This window comes from Variovorax sp. 10L421, assembly GCF_056395365.1.
In genome coordinates this window covers 20306-42752 of sequence record NZ_JBFTJJ010000018.1, presented here as the reverse complement: position 1 = coordinate 42752, position 22447 = coordinate 20306, and the positions used below count along the sequence as shown (strand labels likewise).

General features: G+C 69.0%; 15 protein-coding genes. All 15 read left to right on the top strand.

The features are described from left to right. Positions 1 to 172 precede the first annotated feature (172 nt). On the top strand, positions 173 to 922 hold the full coding sequence (locus tag AC1DFC_RS21260; RefSeq protein ID WP_007833342.1) for a hypothetical protein: 750 nt from the start codon (positions 173 to 175) through the stop codon (positions 920 to 922). A gap of 27 nt (positions 923 to 949) precedes the next feature. Further along, the gene (locus AC1DFC_RS21255; RefSeq protein ID WP_413336303.1) at positions 950 to 2113 is read left to right on the top strand and encodes a hypothetical protein; all 1164 of its coding nucleotides are present in this window, start codon (positions 950 to 952) and stop codon (positions 2111 to 2113) included. 146 nt (positions 2114 to 2259) lie between these two features. Then, entirely contained in the window at positions 2260 to 4242 is a 1983-nt protein-coding gene (locus tag AC1DFC_RS21250) for a caspase family protein (RefSeq protein ID WP_478179941.1), read from the top strand. A gap of 55 nt (positions 4243 to 4297) precedes the next feature. Beyond that, positions 4298 to 4855 carry a type VI secretion system tube protein Hcp gene (locus AC1DFC_RS21245; protein ID WP_007833348.1) on the top strand — a complete coding sequence of 186 codons (558 nt, stop codon included), beginning with the start codon at positions 4298 to 4300 and terminating at the stop codon, positions 4853 to 4855. A gap of 28 nt (positions 4856 to 4883) precedes the next feature. Beyond that, the gene (locus AC1DFC_RS21240; RefSeq protein WP_007833350.1) at positions 4884 to 5702 is read left to right on the top strand and encodes a type VI secretion system accessory protein TagJ; all 819 of its coding nucleotides are present in this window, start codon (positions 4884 to 4886) and stop codon (positions 5700 to 5702) included. Further along, positions 5695 to 6207 carry a type VI secretion system baseplate subunit TssE gene (tssE, locus tag AC1DFC_RS21235; protein WP_007833351.1) on the top strand — a complete coding sequence of 171 codons (513 nt, stop codon included), beginning with the start codon at positions 5695 to 5697 and terminating at the stop codon, positions 6205 to 6207. Before AC1DFC_RS21240 ends, tssE begins: the two co-directional genes overlap by 8 nt. A 111-nt stretch (positions 6208 to 6318) precedes the next feature. Further along, entirely contained in the window at positions 6319 to 8211 is a 1893-nt protein-coding gene (tssF, locus tag AC1DFC_RS21230; RefSeq protein WP_478179940.1) for a type VI secretion system baseplate subunit TssF, read from the top strand. Beyond that, positions 8208 to 9272, top strand: a complete 1065-nt coding sequence (gene tssG / locus AC1DFC_RS21225) for a type VI secretion system baseplate subunit TssG (protein ID WP_478179939.1) — start codon at positions 8208 to 8210, stop codon at positions 9270 to 9272. The genes tssF and tssG overlap by 4 nt, the downstream gene beginning before the upstream one ends. Then, positions 9269 to 12046 (top strand): type VI secretion system ATPase TssH, encoded by a 2778-nt coding sequence (tssH, locus tag AC1DFC_RS21220; RefSeq protein ID WP_478179938.1) that lies wholly within the window; start codon positions 9269 to 9271, stop codon positions 12044 to 12046. The genes tssG and tssH overlap by 4 nt, the downstream gene beginning before the upstream one ends. Positions 12047 to 12367: 321 nt before the next feature. Continuing rightward, the gene (locus AC1DFC_RS21215; RefSeq protein WP_478179937.1) at positions 12368 to 15256 is read left to right on the top strand and encodes a type VI secretion system Vgr family protein; all 2889 of its coding nucleotides are present in this window, start codon (positions 12368 to 12370) and stop codon (positions 15254 to 15256) included. A gap of 17 nt (positions 15257 to 15273) precedes the next feature. After that, complete coding sequence (locus AC1DFC_RS21210) at positions 15274 to 17877, top strand: DUF2169 family type VI secretion system accessory protein (RefSeq protein WP_478179936.1); 2604 nt, start codon at positions 15274 to 15276, stop codon at positions 17875 to 17877. A gap of 22 nt (positions 17878 to 17899) precedes the next feature. Then, positions 17900 to 18949, top strand: a complete 1050-nt coding sequence (locus AC1DFC_RS21205) for a pentapeptide repeat-containing protein (RefSeq protein WP_478179935.1) — start codon at positions 17900 to 17902, stop codon at positions 18947 to 18949. Positions 18950 to 18965: 16 nt separating this feature from the next. Beyond that, positions 18966 to 19619, top strand: coding sequence for a DUF3540 domain-containing protein (locus tag AC1DFC_RS21200; RefSeq protein ID WP_007830900.1), 654 nt, complete (start codon positions 18966 to 18968; stop codon positions 19617 to 19619). A gap of 11 nt (positions 19620 to 19630) precedes the next feature. After that, positions 19631 to 20026: a DUF4150 domain-containing protein gene (locus AC1DFC_RS21195; RefSeq protein WP_007830901.1), complete on the top strand. Its 396-nt coding sequence runs from the start codon at positions 19631 to 19633 to the stop codon at positions 20024 to 20026. 74 nt (positions 20027 to 20100) lie between these two features. After that, a complete protein-coding gene (locus AC1DFC_RS21190) occupies positions 20101 to 22446 on the top strand; it encodes a type VI secretion system Vgr family protein (protein WP_478179934.1) in 2346 nt (781 codons plus the stop codon). Position 22447 lies beyond the last annotated feature (1 nt).

The window sequence follows — 22447 nt, the reverse complement described above, 5'->3', positions numbered from 1 at the left end:
GATTGAAGGATTGAAGGATGCAAGCCCACGGGCCAATGGTCATCCCGCTGGCGGGCGAAGCGAGGCCCGTTCGTGGAACACCGCGGAACCGGCTTCGCCGGGCCGCCGGTGTTGCCCCCTGCAAGGGGGTGGGCGAAGCGACACGAAGTGCGCGCAGCCTGGGGGTGAGCCGATGATCGAGACGTTGTCGTCCGCGGAGAGCAGCGAACTCGTCCGCCTTTGGCGACGGCGCCAGACGCTGTCCCCCGGCGAGATGGGCGCCATGTACCGCATCGTCGGCGAGGCGCTGGTGGCCTGCAATCCGCCCGAGCTGCAGGTGCTGGGCGAGGGCCGGCAGGAGCTGGTGGCGCAGTTCATCTACGTGAAGGTGCTGCGGCTCGATGCCGACCCCGACGAGGCCGACGAGCGCGCGGGCCACAGCGCGCCGTCCACCGCCTTCGCGCTGTGCGCCTACTTCCGCCGCTACCTCATCGACTGCACGCGCGCCAGCTCGTTTCGCCGCAAGCTCTCCATCGGCGACCAGATCACCGAGGCGCAGCTCGAGGACGAGATCGGTGCCGGCGAAGACCTCGACGGTTGCCTGGCCGAACACGGCCTGAGCGCGCAGGCCGTGCAGCTTGCCGCGCGCGCCTTCATCGCCGAGCTGCCCGAGCCCGAGCGCCTGCTGCTGTGCGAGGGCTTCGGCAAGGAGGCCGAGGGCGGGCTGTCGGGCATCGCCTCGCGCCATGCCATTGCGTCGTACCACTACCGTGCGGGGCGGCTGGGCCTCGTGCACAAGCGCGAGGGGCTGACCGCGGACTACGCCAGGACCCGGCTCGGCGGCTGGCTCCAGCAGACGCTGGGCATCGCCATCGAGCCCGACAACATGGCCGTGATCCTGCAGGTTTTCAAAATCCTCGGTGCTGAAGCGTCTTATGCCTGAAGACATAGCCATTCAGGAACAGATGCCATGACCCCCGACCTCTGGCCCCCGCTCAGCGTGATCCGCCACGCGTTCGAAACGGGCGCGGCCGTGCCCGACGACGCGTCGCCGCCCGGCATGGCCACCGTGGCCATGCCGGGCTCGTCCCCCGGAACGGGCGCCGAACCCGTTGCTGCAGCCGCTGCATCCGACCTGCTGCTGCCCCTCACCGATCTGGCCCGGCGCCGCGAGGCTGTCGCCCAGCGTGCCTTCCCGGCGCGCTGGGCGCCGGGCCGCCTCGTCAGTGTGGTGCACGAGGGGCGGCTGCTCGGCGTGCTGCTCGACCGCCGCATCCACGGCGAACTCTGGCAAGGCTGGATGGCCGCTGGCGAGGCCGACTGGGCATCTGCCTTCGACGTGCTGCTGGAGCCCGAGGACGAGCCCTTCGAGCCGATGTTCGGCGTGATCCAGGCCTGGAACGTGCTCACGCTCGAGCCGAGCCCGCAGCTGTGCGCGCGCGTGCAGGGCGAGGTGTCGGCCACGCGTCTCGCCGCCATCCGCGCGGTGCACGACGAGTGGGCCGCGCACGCCTCGCTGGCCATTGCGCCCGAACCGGGGCGCATCGCGCTGCGCAGCGTGGGCGGGGTGTTCTCGGTGCTGTCGGGCACGCCGCTCGGTCCGCAGGACCCGCGTGCCGACTACCAGGTGCTGTACCGCGACGCGGGCCTGCGGCTTGGGGCGGCGCTGGCGCGGCCGCAGGGCGATGCATCGGCTTCCTCGCCTTCTTCTTCATCTTCGCGTGCGCAGCCGCAGTCCCGGCCGGAAGACGGCTGGTGGGGCAGCATCCGCCGCTGGTTCGGCGCGGAAGGCTGGGCGCGCCCGGCCTTCGCGGTGCTGGCGCTGTTCGTGGTGATCCAGAACATCGGGGTGCTGGGCGGCCGCGATGCGTCCGAGGAAGACGAGGTGCGATTCCGCGCCGTGCCTGCCGCACCTGCGCCGACGCGGGCCGACCTCGTGGTGCGTTGGAAATCCGGCATACGCATGGACGAGGTCGACCGGCTGCTGCAGTCGATCTCGGCCGATGTGGTGGGCGGGCCGGGCGGCGAGGGCGCGTGGCACCTCCGGGTGCCGGAGCCCGTCGATGCGCTGGCGGTGCTCGCGGCTTCGCCGCTGGTCGAGTCGGCCGGGCCGGCCACGGGGCAGCGGCCATGAGTCGCATCGTGCATTTCTCTTTCTCCCTCCCCCACTGGGGGAGGGCCGGGGTGGGGGCAGGCGGCGTATCCGATGGGCGCTCTGCCCGCCCCCATCCCAGCCTTCCCCCAAAGRGGGAAGGAGCAACACAACTTCGCGTTCTGCAGGTGCTGCTCGTGCTGTGGCTGCTCGCCTGCTGCACCCTTGCTTTCGCTACCCCGCGCGCGCTGCTCGTCGGCGTCTCCGAACTCGCCAACCAGCCGCAGGCGCTGTGGCTGCAAGCGCCGCGCAACGACGTGATGCTGATGCGCGATGCGCTGCTCAAGCAGGGCTTCGCGGCGTCCGACATCGCCATGCTCGCCGATGGCGTGAATGGCGCCGCATTGCCCGAATCGCAGGCCATCCACGAGGCTCTTGCCAAGTTGCTTGCGCAGTCGGGAAGCGGCGACTTCGTGCTGCTGTACTTCTCCGGCCACGGCACCCGGCTGCGCGACATCGCCAAGCGCTACCAGGAGCCCGATGGCCTCTCCGAGAACTTCCTCGCGCGCGACGTGCGCGGCACGCTGGGCAGCGACAACGTGCTCACGGGCGACCTGCGCGACGCCGACTTCGATGCATGGATCCAGTCCTTCCTCGCGAAGAACGTGTTCGTCGCCTCGGTGTTCGACACCTGCTCTGCCAACTCCATGACGCGCGGCACCGCCGATGCACCCGCCACCGCCGAGGGCCCGAGCGACGACGAGGTGCGCTGGCGCGGCCTGCGCGCGACCCAACTGACTGGCGGTGCAGCGCCGGTACGGCCCCTGACGCCGCCCATACCGGCCGAAGCCGTGCCGCGCGCCCGCTACGTCGCCTTCTTCGCCTCCGAGAGCCACCAGATCACGCCCGAGCTGCGCCTGCCCCGCAAGGCGCGCAACGCCCGGCCGCAGGGCCTGCTGACCTGGGCCATGGTCGAGGCGCTGTCGCGCAAGCCCGCCACCTGGCGCGACCTGTTCGACGGCGTGCTCGCGCTGTACCCGCCGGTCATCGACGAACTCGCACAGCGCTTTCCCACGCGCGAGCTGCCGTCCCCGGTGGCCGAAGGCAACCTCGATGCGCCGCTGTTCGCCAACAGCGGCGCGCCCGCGTCCACGCGCCCCGTGTGGCGCGCGCAGCGCAGCGGCGACAGCCTGGCCATCAAGGCCGGCCTGCTCGATGGCCTTGCACAACAGCAGGAGCTGCGTGTGATCGCGACGCTCGACGACGGCGCCGTGCGCAGCGCGCCGGCCACGGTGGCGCAGATCAAGCTCGGCGGCGCGTGGCTCGCTGTACCCGCGGCGTTGAAGGACGTGTCGGGCAGCGCGTTCTGGAGCGTCACGCCCATGACCGAGCCGGCCGCCACCGCCTTGCGCGTGCGCGCCGACAAGCCCTTGCCCGCCGGCCTCAGCCTCGACTATCCGGCGGCGATCCGCCGGGCCGACGACGCAGCCACCGCCGACGTGCGCTGGACCGACCTCGGCCCCCCGGGACAGCGCCTCGAGCTGCTCGCGCCGATGCTCGGCGCGACGGTCTCCACCGTGGTGCTGCCCGACACCGCTGCCCTGCGCCGCCGCCTGCAGGCCCTGGCGCAGCTCAAGTGGCTCGCGCAGCTGCAGGCCTATGGCAAGGACGGCCAGCTCGACGGCTTCGATGCGACGCTCGAGGTCTGGAGCGCCGATCGGCTGCTGCGCAGCGTGCCCGTCGTTCAGGCTGCAGCCATGCTGCCATCGCCGCGCGCCGGGGAGCGCGTGCGCCTGACCGTGCGCAACACCAGCGGCCGCTCGCTCGACCTCGTCATCGCCGGCATCGATGCGCGCGGCAACCTGCAGTCGGTCTACCCCGACGAGCTCGGCGAAACCAACCGATTCAAGCGCGGCACGACCGAGCAGCCCTCGGTCAAGCGCTTCGACCTGCCCTGGCTCGACGCCGCCGGCGATGCGCGCCTGCTGGTCATGGCCGTGCCCGCCACGCCCTACAGCGCGCCACGCCTGTTCGGCGTGGCTTACGCACAGGCCGATGTGTCGGAAGTGCGCGTGCGCGGCGGCCAGCCGCCGGCCGAGAGTGGCGAGCGGCAGGTGTTCGCGGCCTTGCTGCGCAGAAGCGGCGCTGCGGACGGCGGAGCCCGGCCATGAAGCCGGCGCATGCGATTTCGGTTCAACCTTTTTTCTTTCGCACCCCGGAGGTGATATGGCATTTCTCGACGACGGCTCCTGGAGCCCTGAAGACGCCCGGCAGTTCTACGACCTGATCGGCACCGGCTCCGCGGAAACCGACCTTGTCATGCTGATCGAGAACAAGGGCGCGCCCGTCGAAGCCGAGCTCGACCGCTCCTTCGACGACGGCAAGGCGCGGCTGAACATCGGCGGCTACTACTGGTCGGTGCAGGTGCCCGAGTCGTCCAGCCAGAACCAGGTCGTGCCCAACAACCTGATCGTCGCGCGCCGCAGCGACGCGGCCACCGCCACGCTCGCCAGCCTGCTGCGCACGCAGGAGAAAGACCTGAAGGTCGTCATCAGCGCCTTCAAGGCCGGCGGCGACGAGCGCTCGCCCGATGCGCAGTCGACTTTCGAGCTGGTGCTGGAGAACGCCCGCATCTGCCGGCTGGTGCTCAACTCCGGCGGCCACTGGGGCGTGCCCTCGGAGCTGGTCTCCATCAGCTACCGCACGGTGAAGGTCAAGTCGGCGCCGCAGAAGACCACCGGCTTGCGCGGCGCGGTGCGCGAATGCCAGTTCACCCGCGCCTGAACGCCGCCACATCCAGGAGCCGCACACCATGACGACCGCCGCCGAACTCCTCAAGGCCGCCGACCCGGCCGCCGCCCTCAAGGCCCTGAGCGACGACGTGCGCGCCAGGCCCGCAGACAGCAAGCACCGCGTCTTCATGGCGCAGCTGCTGTGCGTGCTCGGCCAATGGGAGCGCGCGCTGAACCAGCTCAGCGTGGCGGCCGAACTCGACGCGCTCGCCGTGCCCATGAAGCAGGTCTACGGCGAGGCCGTGCGCTGCGAGGGCCTGCGCGCCGAAGTGTTCGCCGGCACGCGCACGCCGATGATCTTCGGCCAGCCCGACGAGTGGCTGGCGCTGCTCATCGAGTCGCTGCTGCGCCAGGGCCGCGGAGAAAGCGAGCTGGCCGAGGACCTGCGCCAGCGCGCCTTCGACGGTGCGCCCGCCATCAGCGGCACCATCGACGGCGCGCCCTTCGAGTGGCTCGCCGATGCCGACATGCGCCTGGGGCCGGTGCTCGAAGCCTTCGTCAACGGCAAGTACTACTGGATTCCGTACGCGCGCCTCGCGCACATCAAGATCGAGCCGCCCGAGGACCTGCGCGACTGCGTGTGGATGCCCGCGCACCTGCAGTTCGAGAACGGCGGCGAAACGCTTGCGCTGATTCCCACGCGCTACGAAGGCACCGAGAAGACCGAGGACGGCGAGCTGCTTCTTGCGCGCAAGACCGAGTGGCGCGAACTGCGCCCCGAGGTCTGGGCCGGCCATGGCCAGCGCGTGCTCGGCAGCGACGCGGGCGAGTACGCGCTGATGGACGTGCGCGAGATCCTGTTCACGCCCGAGGGCGGCGAAAGCAGCGCCGGTGGCTGAACTCACCGCGCAGGAGCGGCTGCAGCCTTCGCTGCTCGACCGCCTCGTCGACAACGCGCCCGACGAGAAGCGCGAGAGCGACGAGAAGCGCACGCTGACCAAGCAGGCGCTGCGCCAGGCCGTGCTGCGCGACCTCGGCTGGCTGTTCAACGCCACCGGCTACGGCCTTGCGATGGACGACAGGCAGTACCCGAATGCCGCACGCTCGGTCATCAACTACGGATTGCCTATGCTGTCTGGCCAGTTCACCTCGTCGGTGCAGCGTGTCAGCATGGAACAGGCTTTGAAGAACGCAATCCTGCAGTTCGAGCCGCGCATTTTGTCCCGCACACTCGAAGTGGAACTCGTCATGGAAGGCCCGGCACTGGACTCCCACAACAGCATCGGCCTGCAGATCCGCGGCATGCTGTGGGCGCAGCCGGTACCGCTCGAGTTCCTGATGCGAAGCCGCGTAGACCTGGAAGAAGGACGCATCGAGATCGTGGACATGGCGCAGAAGTTATGAGCCCCCCGGCTTTTCACTGCGCTGCGCTTCGTGTAATTCGCCACCCCCCGAGGGGGAGGCGCGGCCCGCCTTGGGGCGGCCCGGCGGCGGCCGCCTTCCTGGAGTGAAGAGATGGACCCCAGGCTGCTGAGTCTGTACGAACAGGAACTGCGCTACTTCCGCGAAAGCTCTGCCGAGTTTGCGCGCGCGTTCCCGAAGATCGCGCACCGACTTGGCATCGAGGGCCAGGAGGTGGCCGACCCTTACGTGGAGCGGCTCATCGAGGCCACTGCGTTCCTGTCGGCGCGCGTGGGCCTGAAGCTCGACGCCGAGTACCCGCGCTTCACGGGCCACTTGCTCGACATCGTCTATCCGCACTTCCTCGCGCCGACGCCGGCGATGGTGATCGTGTCCTTCGTGCCCGACCCCGACGACGCGAACCTCGCGACCGGCCCGAGCCTGCCGCGCGGCAGCGGCCTGCGTGCGCGGCAGGCCGTGGGGCAGAACACGCATTGCGAGTTCCGCACGGCCAGCGCGCTGCGCGTGTGGCCCATCGAGATACAGCGTGCGCAGTACTTCACCTACGCCCCCGACCTGCCGCTCAACACGCACCCGCAGTCGCGCGCCATCCGCGGCGGCCTGCGCATCGCGCTGCGCGCCACGGCCGGCCTGAACTTCAGCCAGATCGCGCTCGACGACCTCGTGCTGCACTTCGGAGGCGCCGAAGACGTGGCCTGGCAGCTGCACGAATGCGCGCTGGGCCAGCCCGTCGGCGTGCTGGTGCGGCCGCTGGCACCGAGCGGTGCCTTGCAGGGCGCGGCACAGAGCCTGCCCGCCAGCGCCATCGGCGCGGTCGGCTTCGAGGACGACGAGGCGCTGCTGCCCGCCACTGCCACCGGTTTCTCGGGCTTTCGCCTGCTGCAGGAGTACTTCGCGTTTGCGCAGCGCTTCCAGTTCGTGCGCATCGGCGGGCTCGAGGCGCTGCTGGCCACGATGCCGGTGACCGATGTCGAGATCGTGCTGCTGTTCTCGCGCGGCGACGCGGCGCTCGAAAAGCTCGTGAGCGCCGACAACGTGCAGCTGCATTGCGTGCCCGCCGTCAACCTTTTCACCAAGCGGCTCGACCGCGTGGCCATGACCGAGGGCGTGAGCCAGTTCCACCTCGTGCCCGACCGCACGCGGCCGCAGGACTTCGAGGTGCACACCGTCACCGAGGTCATCGGCCATGGCGCGCCCGGTGCCGATGCGGCGGCGGTCGAGCAGCCGTTCAGGCCCTTCTACTCGGCCTTTCACGGCAGCCGCACGAGCCACCCGGCCTACTTCACCACCACGCGCGAGCCGCGCATGCTGTCGGTGCGCCAGCGCACCGAGGGCAACCGCAGCAGCCACATTGGCTCCGAGGTCTACATGCAGATCGTCGATCCGCAGCAGGCGCCGTATGCGGCCACGCTGCGGCAGCTGGCGGTGACCGCGCTGTGCACCAACCGCGACCTGCCGCTGCTCATGCCGCTGGGCCGCGAGAACGACTTCGACTGCGTCGATTCCTTCCCCGTGCAGCGCGTGCGCATGGTGCGCGGGCCGTCGCGGCCGGTGTCGCCGGTGGTGAGCCAGGGGCTGGGGTGGCGCGTGGTCGACCACCTCGCGCTCAACTACCTGTCGCTGTCCGACAGCACGCCGGAGCAGGGCGCCGCCGCATTGCGCGAGACGCTGATGCTCTATGCCGTGCATGCCGACGAGATGCGCCAGGGCCAGGTGCGCGGGCTGCTGTCGGTGAAGTGCAAGCCCGTCGCGCGCAGGCTGCCGCTCAAGGGGCCGATCGCCTTCGGGCGCGGGCTCGAAGTAACGCTCGAAGTCGACAAGGACGCCTTCCACGGCCACAGCGCGTTCCTGTTCGGCGCTGTGCTCGCGCGCTTCCTGTCGCGCCATGTAGAGGTGAATCATTTCGTCGAAACCGTGCTGCGCATCGCAGGCAAGGGCGAGACCATGCGCTGGAGGCCGCTGTGCGGGACGCGCCAGATTCTGTGAATGCGCGGGTCGACGCCGCACTGCGCGAGTGGTCGGCGCAGCCGTGGGCCTTCGACTATTTCGCGGTGATGCGGCGGCTCGAATCGGTCGCGAAGACCACGCCGCGCTGGGGCCGTGCCCTGTTGCCGAACGCCGAACCGGTGCGTGTGGGGCAGGAGCCTTCGCTGTCGTTCGCTCCCGCGAGCTTCAGCCGCTTCGAGCCCGCCACTGCGCATTCACCGCCACGCTTGCGCCAGCAGTTCTTCGGCTACATCGGCCCCAACGGCCCGCTGCCGGTGCACCTGAGCGACTTCATCCGCGAGCGCAGCCTGAACCACGGCGACCCGACGTGGCTGGCCTTTCTCGACAGCTTCTCGCACCGCTTCTCGCTGCACTTCTATCGCGCCTGGGCACAGTCACGGCCGGCCGTGGCGCTCGACCGGCCGGGCGAGGACCGCTTCCGCCTGCAGATCGGCGCGCTGATCGGCATCGGCACGCCGGGCCGTGTGGACCGCGACGAGATCCATGACGACGCGCGCCTGCATTTCTCGGGCTGGCTCGCGCGCCGCGTGCACAACGTGGAGGGCGTGGAGTCGGTGCTGTGCAGCTACTTCGGCGTGCCCGTGAAACTGGAGCGCTGGGTCGGCCACTGGATGAGCCTGCCGGCCGGAGAGCTCACGCGGCTGGGGCGGGGCGAGAGTTCGCGCTCGATGGGCATGGGCGCCATGCTCGGCACCCGCGCCTGGGACCGCCAGCACCGCGTGCGGCTGCACCTGGGGCCGCTCACGCTCGACCAGTACCGCATGTTCCTGCCGATCGGCAACGCACGGCCCGTGCTGCAGCGCTGGATGCAACAGCTGCTGGGCGACGAGCTGGAGTGGGACGCCGAACTCGTGCTCGAAAAGACGCAGGTGCCGCTCACGCGCCTCGGCGATGCGAAGGGCAACGGGCCGCGCCTGGGCTGGGTCTCATGGCTCGGGCAGCGCACACGTTCGCGCGACGCGGCCGACGTGCGCATCGGCAGCCAGCCTTTCAATCAACCCATCTTCATTCGTTCAGAAGAGATACGGAGTCCCTCATGAGTGAAATCAGCCGCACCGCCCTTTTCGGCAAGCTCAACGCGCTGGCCTACAAGGCCATCGAGGGCGCCACCGTGTTCTGCAAGATGAGGGGCAATCCGTACGTGGAGCTGGAGCACTGGTTCGCCCAGCTGCTGCAGGCGCAGGACTCCGACCTGCACCGCGTGATCCAGCACTACGGGCTCGACGTGTCGGTCATCGCGAAAGACATGACCGCCGCGCTCGACCGCCTGCCGCGCGGCGCCACCGCCATCAGCGACTTTTCGCCGCACATCGAGAACGCCATCGAGCGCGCCTGGACCTACGCCACGCTGCAGTTCGGCGAGGCACAGGTGCGCACCGGCTACCTGCTGGTGGGCATGCTGAAGACGCAGAGCCTGCGCAACCCGCTGTTCGGCCTGTCGAAGCAGTTCGAGAAGGTCAAGGTCGAGGACCTGGCGGACAACTTCGCCAAGATCTGCGATGCCTCGCCCGAAGCGCAGATGCGCGCGCAGGACGGCACCGGCATGGGCAGCGGCGCACCCGGCGAAGACTCGGGCGCGATGGCGCCGGCCGCCATGGGCAAGGGCGATGCGCTGAAGAAGTTCGCGGTCGACCTCACCGAGAAGGCGAAGAAGGGCGAGATGGATCCGGTGACCGGGCGCGACGAGGAGATCCGCCAGATCGTCGACATCCTCATGCGCCGCCGCCAGAACAACCCGCTGCTGACCGGCGAGGCGGGCGTCGGCAAGACGGCCGTGGTCGAGGGCTTCGCGCAGAGGCTCGCGCGTGGCGACGTGCCGCCGCAGCTGAAGGACGTGAAGCTGCTCACGCTCGACATCGGCCTGCTGCAGGCCGGCGCGAGCATGAAGGGCGAGTTCGAGCAGCGGTTGCGGCAGGTGATCGACGAGGTGCAGAGCTCGCCCACGCCCATCATCCTGTTCATCGACGAGATCCACACGCTGGTGGGCGCGGGCGGCGCGGCCGGCACCGGCGACGCGGCCAACCTGCTGAAGCCCGCGCTCGCGCGCGGCAACCTGCGCACCATCGGTGCCACGACGTGGGCCGAGTACAAGAAGTACATCGAGAAAGACCCGGCGCTCACCCGCCGCTTCCAGGTGGTGCAGGTGCCCGAGCCCGACGAGACCAAGGCGATCCTGATGCTGCGCGGCGTGGCCAGCGTGCTCGAGAAGCACCACCGCGTGCAGCTGCTCGACGAGGCCATCGAGGCGGCTGTGAAGCTGAGCCACCGCTACATTCCCGCGCGCCAGCTGCCCGACAAGGCCGTGAGCCTGCTCGACACCGCCTGCGCGCGCGTGGCCGTGTCGCAGCACGCGACGCCGCCCGAGGTGGAAGACTGCATGCGGCGCATCGAGGGGCTCACGGTCGAGCAGGAAATCATCGGCCGCGAGGAAGCCATCGGCATCGATGTGACCAAGCGCGCGGCGCAGGTGGCGGCGCTGCTCGACGAATCGAGGACCCAGCTCGAAGGGCTCGATGCGCGGTGGAAGGAAGAGAAGGGGCTGGTCGACCGGCTGCTGGAGCTGCGCAGCAAGCTGCGCGCGGGCAACAAGCCGGTGGACTTTTCACTCCCTCCCCCGCTGGGGGAGGGTGGGGGTGGGGGCATCGGCGCATCGAAGGTCGACGGCCATGCAAAGGCCGACGTGCCCCCACCCCAACCCYCCCCCAGCGGGGGAGGGCGCGAAGACAGGGCGGCGCTGCTGGAAGAACTGCACACGCTGCAGGCCAAGATCCACGCGGTGCAGGGCGAGTCGCCGCTCATCCTGCCCTCGGTCGACGAGCAGGCGGTGGCCTCGGTCGTCGCCGACTGGACCGGCATTCCCGTCGGCCGCATGGTCAAGAACGAAGTCGAAGCCGTGCTCAAGCTCGCCGACACGCTCAACCAGCGCGTCATCGGCCAGAAGCACGGCCTGGAGATGATCGCGCGCCGTATCCAGACCTCGCGCGCGCGGCTGGACAACCCGCAGAAGCCCATCGGCGTGTTCATGCTGTGCGGCACCTCGGGCGTCGGCAAGACCGAGACCGCGCTCGCGCTGGCCGAGGCGCTCTACGGCGGCGAGCAGAACATCATCACCATCAACATGAGCGAGTTCCAGGAGGCGCACACCGTCTCCACGCTCAAGGGCGCGCCGCCGGGCTACGTGGGCTACGGCGAGGGCGGCATCCTGACCGAGGCGGTGCGCCGCCGTCCGTACAGCGTGGTGCTGCTCGACGAAGTGGAGAAGGCCCACCCCGACGTGCACGAGATCTTCTTCCAGGTGTTCGACAAGGGATGGATGGAAGACGGCGAGGGCCGCATGATCGATTTCAAGAACACGATCATCCTGCTGACCACCAACGCCGGCAGCGAGCTGGTCATGAGCATGTGCCGCGACCCCGAGCTGCTGCCCGATTCCAATGCGTTGGCCGATGCGCTCAAGGCGCCGCTGATGAAGGTGTTCCCGCCCGCGCTGCTGGGCCGCATCGTCACCATTCCCTATTACCCGCTGTCGCCCGAGATGATGAAGAAGATCGTGCGGCTGCAGCTGGGCCGTATCAAGAAGCGCGTGGAAACGAACCACGGCGTGCCCTTCGAGTACAGCGAGGCGGTGGTCGAGCAGGTGGTCGCGCGCTGCCAGGACCCGGAGTCGGGCGGGCGCGTGATCGACGCGATCCTGACGAACACCGTGCTGCCGACGATCTCGGTCGAGTACCTGCAACGGCTGGCGTCGGGTGGGGAGATCCGCCGGGTGGCACTCGACGTGAAGGATGCCGACTTCACTTATGCCTTCGACTGAAATGAAAGTCTGCTCTTCAGTTTGCGTTGTGCATTGGTCGCGGTGGGATCACGCCGACGGGGTACCTTGCTCCGCGAATGTCCCCCGGCCTGCGGCCTCCTCCCTTATTTCGCTGCGCAAGGCACCCCATCGGCGTGATCGTTCAGAGCACTTGTTGATCGAGCGAAACAACGGCAGCGCCCATCGTGCACAGGGCATCGGGTGCTCCCCGCAGCGAAATAAAGGAGGAGGGCGAAGCCCGGGGGACATTCGCGCAGGGGAGTACCCGGTGGCCTGTGCACGCACCCCGAACAAGCGCCCATAAGTTCCAAAGAGAAAAAAATGGCCGACAACGAGTTCCGCATAGAGACCGACTCCCCAGCCAAGGACGACCTGATGTTCTGGCGCATCGTCGGCCATGAAGCGCTCGCACGCCCGTCGTTCTACGAGCTCACGGTTCTCTCGAAGAACCGGGCCATCGATGCGAAGGACATCCTCGGGCGTGCCTTCGACGTGGTGATCGAATTCCTGGATTCGGATGGCGGCACGCACGAGCGGCATTGCCAGGGACATGCGGTGCGCTTCACGCGCGTGCAGGCGGCCGGCCGCTACTTCGAGTACCGCATCGCGCTGCGCTCGTGGTTCTGGCTGCTGACCAAGCGCAGCAACTCTCGCATCCTGCAGGACAAGAAGGTGCTCGAGGTGCTCGACGCCGTCTTCGAGGACAGCCCGATCAAGCGCTTCAAGAAGACCAAGCCGGGCAAGGTGATCGGCGCCCACAAGCCGCGCCGCTATTGCGTGCAGCACCTCGAGAGCGACTATCGCTACCTGTCGCGCCTGCTCGAGGACGAGGGCATCTACTACTGGTTCGATGCGCACGACGCGCCCGGCACGATGCATCTGTCCGACGCCAGCGACATCGCGCACGACAAACTGCCCGTGGCCGACACGCTGAACCACATGGCCGGCAATGCGAGCGAGGCGCGCTTCAACGAGATTTCCCAATGGGTCAGCGCGCGCCAGTTCGACACCGGCAAGCATGCGAGCCGCGACAGCGACTTCAAGGCCATCAACAAGACGCTGGGTGCCAACGTCGACGCGGCCGACGATCACGAACTGGCGGATTTCGAGGCCTTCGATTTTCCGGGCGGCTACTTCAGCGGCGAGGATGCCGAGAGCAGCGCCAAGGTGCGCGCCGAGGAGCTGGGTGCACGGCGCGACCGGCACTGGGCGTTCACCGCATGGCCCGACGTGACCGCCGGCCGCAGCTTCGCCTACAAGGGCGACCCCGACGGCACGCGCGACGGCGACTATTTCATCGCCGCCTGCACCTTCGTCGCGAGCCATCCGGGCTACGAGGGCCTGCACATCGGCGACGCTCCCGAGCCCTTGGCGCTCACGTTGCGCGAGGCGCTGGACGACGACGCCGTCGGTGCCGACACGCGCGCCGTCCTCGAGGCGCTGATTGCGCGCATGCCCGACGCGCGCGGCGGCTGCGCCTTCCTGCTCACGGTGCTGCCCATGGACATGCCGTTCCGTCCACCGCGCCTCACGCCGCGCGTGGTCATGCCGGGGCCGCAGACCGCCATCGTGGTCGGTGCCAAGGGCAAGGAGCACGACGTGGACGAGTTCGGCCGCGTCAAGGTGCATTTCTTCTGGGACCGCTACGACGAGAGCGACGAGAAGTCCACCTGCTGGGTGCGGGTCTCGCAGCCCTGGGCCGGCAAGGGATGGGGCGGCTACTTCGCGCCGCGCATCGGCCAGGAAGTGATCGTCGACTTCATCAACGGCAACCCCGACCGGCCGATCATCGTGGGCCGCGTCTACAACGACGAGCAAGGCATTCCCTACAAGTCGGCCACGCAGAGCGGCTTCAGGACGCGCTCGACGCCGGGCGGCAGCCCCTCGAACTACAACGAGATCATGTTCGAGGACCAGAAGGGCTCCGAGCTGGTCAACATCCATGCCGAGCGCAACATGTCGACCTCGGTCGAGGTGGACGATTCCACCAGCGTCGGCCACGACCAGAGCCTCACGGTGGAAAACGACCGCCACGTCACGGTCAAGAAATTCGAGACGCACGTGGTGGGCAAGAATCAGGACGTGGAGATCCACGGCTACAACACCAGCAAGATCGGCAAGGACTATGCGCTGCTGGTGACCGGCAACCTGCTCACCCAGACCAAGGGTTTCCGTACCGACGTGTCGGTGCTCGGCGAACTCCGCACCGTCGGCGTCGGCCAGACCATCGGCGTGTCGGGCCCGGTAGTGCACGGCTCGGCCTCGCTGGCCGTCACCACGGGCGAAATGAGCGTCACCACTTCGGCGACCAAGCTCGGCGCATCAGGCGACATCAGCGTGACGGCGGGGGGCGCACGCAAGGACGTCGCAACCGGCTCGCACACCATCGCATCGAGCGCCGGCATCAAGCTGGTGGCGGGCGCCGACATCGACCTGATGGCCTACGCGAACATCAATGCGACCTCGATGGGCTCCAACACCACGGTGCTGGGCTCCAACTCGAGCGGCTACATCGGGTCGTCCAGCGAAGCCAACATGGGCATGGCGCGCAGCACCTTCATGGGGCTGCAAATGAGCAACTTCCTCGGCGTGAGCATCGACAACGCGCTGGCGATCCAGATGGAGAACTGCGCCGCGCTGCAGATGCACAACGTGGCCGCGCTTGACCTCACCAACACGCCGGCCGACATCGAGTGCACGGCCGTCAAGATCATCCAGCCCGGCGCCGGCGCGGGCGGGGCCGCCGGCGCGGCCGTGGTCGGTGCGCTGGGCGGATTGGTGGCGGGCGTGCTCGGCCTCGGCGATGCCGCGGCGACCATGAAGCAGTACGCCGATGCGGCGCAGGCGCTGCGCGATGCCGCCAAGGACATTCCCGAACTGCCGGGGCTGCAGACCAAGCTCAATGCCCTGGCCGACAGCGCGGACCGCCGGCAGCGGCAAGTCGGCACGGCCGTCGGGGCTGGCGTGGGTGCGGCGGTGGGATTCGTGGCGGGTGGGCCGCTCGGCGCCGCGGCGGGTGCCGCGGTTGGCTCGCAACTGGGAGGCAACTACCTGCCGGGTGCGGCGACCAAGGCCGCCGGGTTCGTGGACGACCACACCAAGGGCGTCGGCGAAGCCGCGGACAAGGCGTGGGATGCCGCCATGCCGGCTGCGGGCAAGTCTCCCGGTCCCCAGGGCGGCAGCGGTGGCTCCAATCCGGTGGGCAGCTGATGCGGGTCTGCAAGCCCATGTCGCTCGGCTTCTCGAGCCGCGCGATCGAATACCGCAAACGCTACGGCCTGTGCGTCACGCACTGCCTGTACCTGCCGTTCGAGCAAGGCGCCAGCGGACGGCTCTGGGGCGAACAGTCGATGTGGAACTTCGTGGGCCGCGAGATGGCGCTGCCGCTGCTCGACGAAGGCGTGGCGAAGCTCACGCCCGAGTTCCTGGTGCACGGCCATGCCTGGCCCGACCCGGCCGGCTCGTCGCCGGACTGCGCCGTGCGGGTCCGGCTCGCTGGAACGCAGAAGACCGTGCTCGCCTTCGGCGACCGGTGGTGGGACGGTGACGAGCCGCGCGCCGCACCGGCGGCAGTGCCCGGGAAGATCGACCTCGACTGGGCCAATGCCTATGGCGGCAGCGACTTCGCGCCGAACCCGTTGGGCAAGGGGCGCGCGGCTGGCGCAGGCGTGCGCTTCCTGCCGAACCTCGAACTGCCGGGCTCGCGCGTTCTGTCGCCACGGTCCGAGGTGGTGCCGGCCGGCTATGGACCGCTCGATGCGACGCATCCGCAGCGCATCGCGTACCGCGGAAGCTACGACGCGGACTACCTCAAGACGCATGCGCCGGGCTTTCCGCCGGACCTCGACTGGAAGCACTTCAACATGGCGCCGAAGGACCAGTGGCTCGGCGAAGCGCTGCGCGGGGACGAGCCCTACGCGCTCGACAACCTGCATCCGACGCAGCGCCACATCGAGGGCCGGTTGCCGGGCCTGCGCGTGCGCACCTTCGTCAACTACGCGCGGGGCGCGTCCGGCGACCACAAGTTGCGCGAGGTGCCGATGCGGCTCACCACCGTGTGGTTCTTCCCGCATGCGGAGCGTCTGGTGCTGGTGTTCCATGGGATGGCCGAATGCGCGGAGGACGATGGCGCCGACATCGTGCACCTGCTCGGCGCGGTCGAGCGGCTGGGTGCCCCCAAATCCGACGCGCACTACATCGACGTGCTGGCCCGGCGCAGCGATCCGAAGCACGGCGGCCTCGAGGCGCTGAACGACACGGACCTGCTGCCCGAAGGCATCGACACCCGCGACCCGGAGGCCGAGCAGGCCGAACAGGCCTTCGCGATGGAGGGACTGCAGGGCCAGGCGCAACGCCAGCGCGCAGAGGTCGACATCGCCCTTGCGCGCGAGGCCCTGCGCGCGCAGGGCAAGGACCCGGACGCGCTGGGCATGGTGCTGCCGCCGCCCGAGAAGAAACGCAGCATGGCCGAGCTCCCGGCCTACCTCAAGGCCAGGCAGCAGGAGGCCGAGGCCTCGCGCTGGGCCGCGATCGAGGAGATGGTCGGGCAGGTCCAGCGCGTGCTCGACATGGAAGAGGCGGGCCAGGTCGACATGGCGAAGCTCGCGCACCGCGGGCCGCCACGCTACAACGCCGAAGCCCATCTGGCCGAGCTCGACGCGCAGCGCGCGGAGGGCCTGGCCTTCGACCAGCGCGTCGTCGCCCGGCAACTGGCCCAGCGCGAAGGCGCCGAGCGCCTGGGCTACCTGCAGGCGGCCCACCTCCAGCCGCCGGCCTATGCGCAGCAAGGCGAGGTGGCGGCCGGCGGGCGCTCCCTGATGCAATGGATGCTGGGCAAGGGGCTGCGCAGCTTTCCCGGCATCGACCTCACCGGTGCCGACCTGTCGGCGCTGGATCTGCGCGACGTCGACTTCACCGACGCCTGGCTCGAGAGCGCGAACCTGCAGGGTTCGAACGTGTCCGGTGCGAACTTCACGCGGGCCGTGCTCGCGCATGCCGGACTGCAGGGCACGATCGCCATCGGTGCCACCTTCACCCATGCCAACCTGGGCCGTGCCCGGATGGCGGGCGCGGTGTTCGACCAGGCCCAACTCCAGGGCGCCGTCCTGATGCACTGCCAACTCGCGCAGACCAGCCTGCGGCGCGCGGACATCGCTGGCGCGAACCTGCTCGAGACCACGTGGGGCCCGGCCGACTGGAGCGGTGTCGAAGCCGGCAACAACCTGTTCTACAAGCTCGACATGCGGGGGCTGCAGGCCGGCGAGGCGAACCTTGCGGGCGCCACGCTGGTCGAGTGCGACCTGAGCGAGACCGACCTGCGCGGTGCGCGGCTGGCCGGCGCCAGCTTCGTCACCTGCCGGCTCGACCGCACACGGCTGGCCGGCGCCCAACTCGATGGCGCGGTCTTCACCAAGGACTGCTCGCTCACCGAAGCCGACCTGTCGCGGGCCAGCCTGCGCGGCGCCAACCTGGGCGAGGTCGAGATGCGCGGGTGCACGCTGGTCAGGGCGCAGTTGAACGGCGCGAACCTCGGTGCGGCGCGCCTTGCGGGTTGCGACGCGCGCCTGGCCGTTGCCGAAGGCACGCTGCTGCGCAAGGCGGTGCTGACCGGGGCTCGCCTCGCGGGCGTGAACTTCAAGGACGCCATGCTGCAGCATGCCGACCTGCGCAGCGCCGATCTGCGCAACGCCAACTTCTTCGGCGCCGACATCTCCCGCACGAAGCTGGACGGCGGCGTGCGATTCGATGGCGCGCTGCTGGAGCGGGTGCGCACCTGGCCGCGGCTCACGCCCGAGCAGCAGGCGCGCCATGCAGCGGCCCACCCGATCTGAACGGGGCGACGGAGGACACCCAGTGAAAGCCGAACACCTCACGCTCGCCATCGGCATGGGAGAGACCATCGACGGGCTCGACCTGCGCAAGGGCCGCTTCGCGAAAACCTTCATCGGCGGTGGCGTGTTCACGAAGGCGCAGCTCGACGAAGTCGACCTCCGTGAAGCCGATGGCCGCGAGACCGTGTTCGACCGCTGCAACCTCACAGGCGCGATGTTTAACGGCGCCAATCTGCGTCGCGCGGTGTTCCACCAGTGTGAGCTGGCCCACGCGGATTTCCGCAACGCACACCTGCATGGCGCGACCTTCAGCGAATGCAGCCTGAGCCATGCCCAGTTCGCGCAGGCCTGGATGGGCATGGCGACGTTCTCGCGCTGCCGGCTCGACCATGCGAGCCTGTCGGAAGCCGCGCTCGAGTCTGCGGTGTTCACGGATTGTTCCCTGATCGACGTCAACGCCGACGGCAGCGAATGGAAACATACCTGCGTGCTGCAGTGCGACCTGTCGCTGCTCACCTGGGCGGGCGCGCGCATGACCCGCGCGACGTTCAGCAAGACCGCGCTGCGCCGGAAGTCCTTCGAGGGACTGGCGCTCGACGGCTGCCAGTTTTCCTTTGCCGATCTCAGCGAGGCGAATTTTTCGGGCGTCTCGCTGCGGCAATGCAACTTCCAGGGCGCGACCCTCGACCGGGCCGACTTCAGCCATGCGGTCGGCCCCAACGCGCTGTTCTGCGACGCGCAGGGCGAGCAGGCGAACTTCTCGCAGGCCCGGCTGCGCCAGGCGCTCTTCACGGGCGGCCGCTTTCCGGCGGCGCGCTTCGATGGCGCCGACCTCTACCAATGCCATTTCGCCCATGCGCAACTGGCGGGTGCCAGCCTGGCGGGCGCCGAACTCACCTACGCAGATTTCCGGCACGCAGACCTCGTCAACGCCGACCTGCGCCAGGCCACGATGCTGCGAACCTGCCTGCATGGCGCGAAGGCGGCCGGCGCCCAGATGACCGACCGCGCCCGCGCGCTCGAAACCGACCCCGAGCTGGACCGCGCCGAGCGCTGGACAGCCACCGCCTGATCTTCCGGAGACGACCATGACCACCATCACTCCCTCTGCCCGCCGCCGCGCATCCGCGCGCGACACCTCGCCGGCCACGCCGGCGCAAAGCTGCGTCGGCCTGATCACCGGCAGCGACGCGCAAGGCTTCAGCGTGGCCAGTGGCGGCTTGCGTGCGCGCGGCCGGCGCGCCGCGAGCTGCCTGCTCGAGCCGGCCGCCGGCGACACCGTCGCCTGCCTGCTGGTGGCGCCCGACGAGGTCTGGGTGCTGGCGGTGCTGCAGCGCGAAGAGGGCGTAGCCAACGTGCTGAGCTGCCATGGCGATACCCGGTTCGCGGTCGAGGGCGGCGCGCTGAGCCTGGCCGCGCCGACGCTGTCGCTGGAGGCGGCTGCGTTCTCGCTGAAGACGGACAAGGCCAGCGTCTGCGCCGAGGACGCCGAGCTCATGGGCCGGAACCTGCGCGTCATCGGTACCGCGATCAAGCTGGTGGGGGCGGTGCTGTCGACCGTGTTCGACCGGGTCACTCACTTCAGCCGCCATCACCTGCGCACGACAGAAGGTATCGACCGCGTGCAGGCCACGCACGTGGAATGCGAGGCGCAGCAGTTGCTGCGCCTGTCGGGCGAGCATGCGCTGGTGAACGGCGAGAAGCTCGTCAAGGCGCGCGGCGGCCAGATCCACTTCGGTTGAAGGAGCGCGCCATGTTCGCCAACTGCCAGATGATGGGGATGGACATGGGCTTCCCCGACGTCTGCATCACGCCGGCCGCGCCGTCGCCCATTCCCGTGCCCTATCCCAACATCGCGATGGGTCCGATGGCGATCCCGAACTGCCCGACCATCCTGATCATGGGCATGCCGGCGCACAACCTTGGCACCACCATCCCGATGACGAACGGCGACAACGCCGGCGTGTTGATGGGCGTGGCCTCGGGCACGGTGATGGGGCCGAGCCGGCACCTGACGGCGGCGTTCACCGTGCTCTTCTGCGGCATGCCGGCCACGCGGCTGACCAGCGTGTCGCTGCAGAACAGCACGAACTGCCCGGGTGTGCGCACGGTGCCGAGCCAGGCGCTGGTGCTGTTGCTGGCGCCATAGGCCACACGGCTGCTTCACGGCGAGGCCGCGAAGCGGCATCGTTCGCAAAGAAGCACGAAGAGGGAGTGCATGGCATGGCCGATCACAAGTTCAGCATCCAGGGCGATTCGCCCGTCGTCGACAAGCTCATGTTCTGGCGCATCGCGGGCCATGAGGTGCTCGCGCGCCCCTCGGCCTACGAACTCACCGTGCTGACCGACAACGAAAGCATCGATGCCGCGGACATACTGGGCCGCTCCTTCGATGTCGTGATCGAGTTCGCCGATGCCGACGGCGACACTCATAAGCGGCACTGCCAGGGGCATGCCGTGCGCTTCACGCGCGTGTCGCAGAGCGGGCGCTTTCTCGAGTACCGCATCAGCCTGCGCTCGTGGTTCTGGCTGCTGAGCAAGCGCGTCAACGCGCGCATCCTGCAGAACAAGCCGGTACTGGATGTGATCGACGCCGTGCTGGACGACGGCCCCATCGGCAGCCTCAAGAAAATCAAGGCCGGCGGCGTGGTCGGGCGCCATGAACCCCACGTCTACTGCGTGCAATACCGGGAGAGCGACTACCAGTTCCTTTCGCGCCTTCTGGAAGAAGAGGGCATCTACTACTGGTTCGACGCGCACGACGCGCCCGGCACCCTGCATCTGTCGGACGCCAGCACACTGGCGCACGAGAAACTGCCGGTTGCCGACACGCTGAACCATGTCGAGCGCGGCGCGTCGGAGGGGCGTTTCAACGAAATCACGCGCTGGGTCAGCTCGCGGCAGTTCGATTCGGGCAAATTCGCGTCGCGCGATCGCGACTTCAAGGTCATCAGCAAGCAGCTGGACGCGGACAAGGGCGACCCCGACACGCATGAGCTGTCCGACCTGGAAGTGTTCGAGTTCCCGGGCGGCTATCAGTCGGGCGACGACACCGACAACCTCGCGCAGCTGCGGCTCGACGAGCTGGTCGGCCGGCGGCAACGCCACTGGGCACTGACCGGCTGGCCCGACGTGACCGCCGGGCGCAGCTTCTCGTTCAAGGGCGACCCCGACGGCAAGCGCGACGGCGACTACCTGATCGCGGCCTGTACCTTCGTCGCGAGCCACCCCGGCTACGAGGGCGCGAACTTTCCCGAGGGCCAGCGGCCGATCGACAGCGTGCTGCACGAGGTGCTGGCCGACGACCCCGTCAACGCCGGGCTGGGCGAGCTGGTGAGCGACCTGATCGCCGAGACGCCGGCGCTGCGCACCGGCCAGCGCGCGAGCAGCAGCTTTCTGCTCACGCTCATTCCGTTGAACACGCCCTGGCGCCCGCCGCGCCTGACGCCGCGCGTGACCATGCCCGGACCCCAGAGCGCCATCGTCACGGGCCGCAGCGGCGAGCAGATCTGGACCGAGGAGCACGGCCGCGTGAAGGTGCAGTTCCACTGGGACCGCTACGGCAAGAACGACGAGAACAGCTCGTGCTGGGTGCGCGTGTCGCATCCCTGGGCCGGCAAGAGCTGGGGCGCGATCAGCATTCCGCGCATCGGCCAGGAAGTGATCGTCGACTTTCTCGACGGCGACCCCGACCAGCCCATCGTCATCGGGCGCTTCTACAACGGCGAGTCGATGGCGCCCTTCGGCCTGCCGGCAGGTGCCGTGGTGAGCGGCATCAAGTCGAATACACACAAGGGCAAGGGCTACAACGAGCTGTCGATGGACGACACCGCCGGCAAGGAGAAGGTGACCATCCACGGCCAGTACGACATGAACACCACGGTCGAGAACAACCAGACGACCACTGTGCACAACAGCCGCACCGACACCATCGACGTGGACGACTCGGAAAGCGTGGGCAACAACCAGAAGCAGCACGTGGGAGTCAATCAGACCGTGTCGATCGGCGCCAACCGAAGCGAGACCGTGGGCGGCACCGAGACCATCGTCATCACGGGCCACCGCACCGAAACGGTCAACGGCGGCGAGACCGTGACGGTCAACGGCGGGCGCAGCCACACAGTCAACGGCATGCAGACCACCACCATCTCGGTGGCCGAGGCGCACACCGTGGGGGCGGGCCGCATGCACAGCGTGGGTGCGGGCGAAGCCATCAACGTGGGGGGCGTGCAGACCGTGAGCGTTGGCGGTGCGCAGATGGTGAGCGTGGGCGGCGTGCAGAAAGTGAACGTGGGCGCGCTGCAGTCGATCAGCGTGGGCGGCCCGCACAAGCTGTCGGCGGCGGTGATCGCCGAGACATCGAAGGGGCCGATCAAGATCAAGGCAGGCGCGATCTGCATGGTCGAGGCGCCCACCATCATGCTCAAGGCGGGCGGCAGCAAGATCGTCATGAATGCCAGCGGCATCACCATCAAGGGCGCCAAGATCACCATCAAGGCCGACGGCACTGCATCGTTCAAGGCCGGGGGCTCGATCAAGATCAAGGGCTCCAACCTGGGGGAGGACTGAG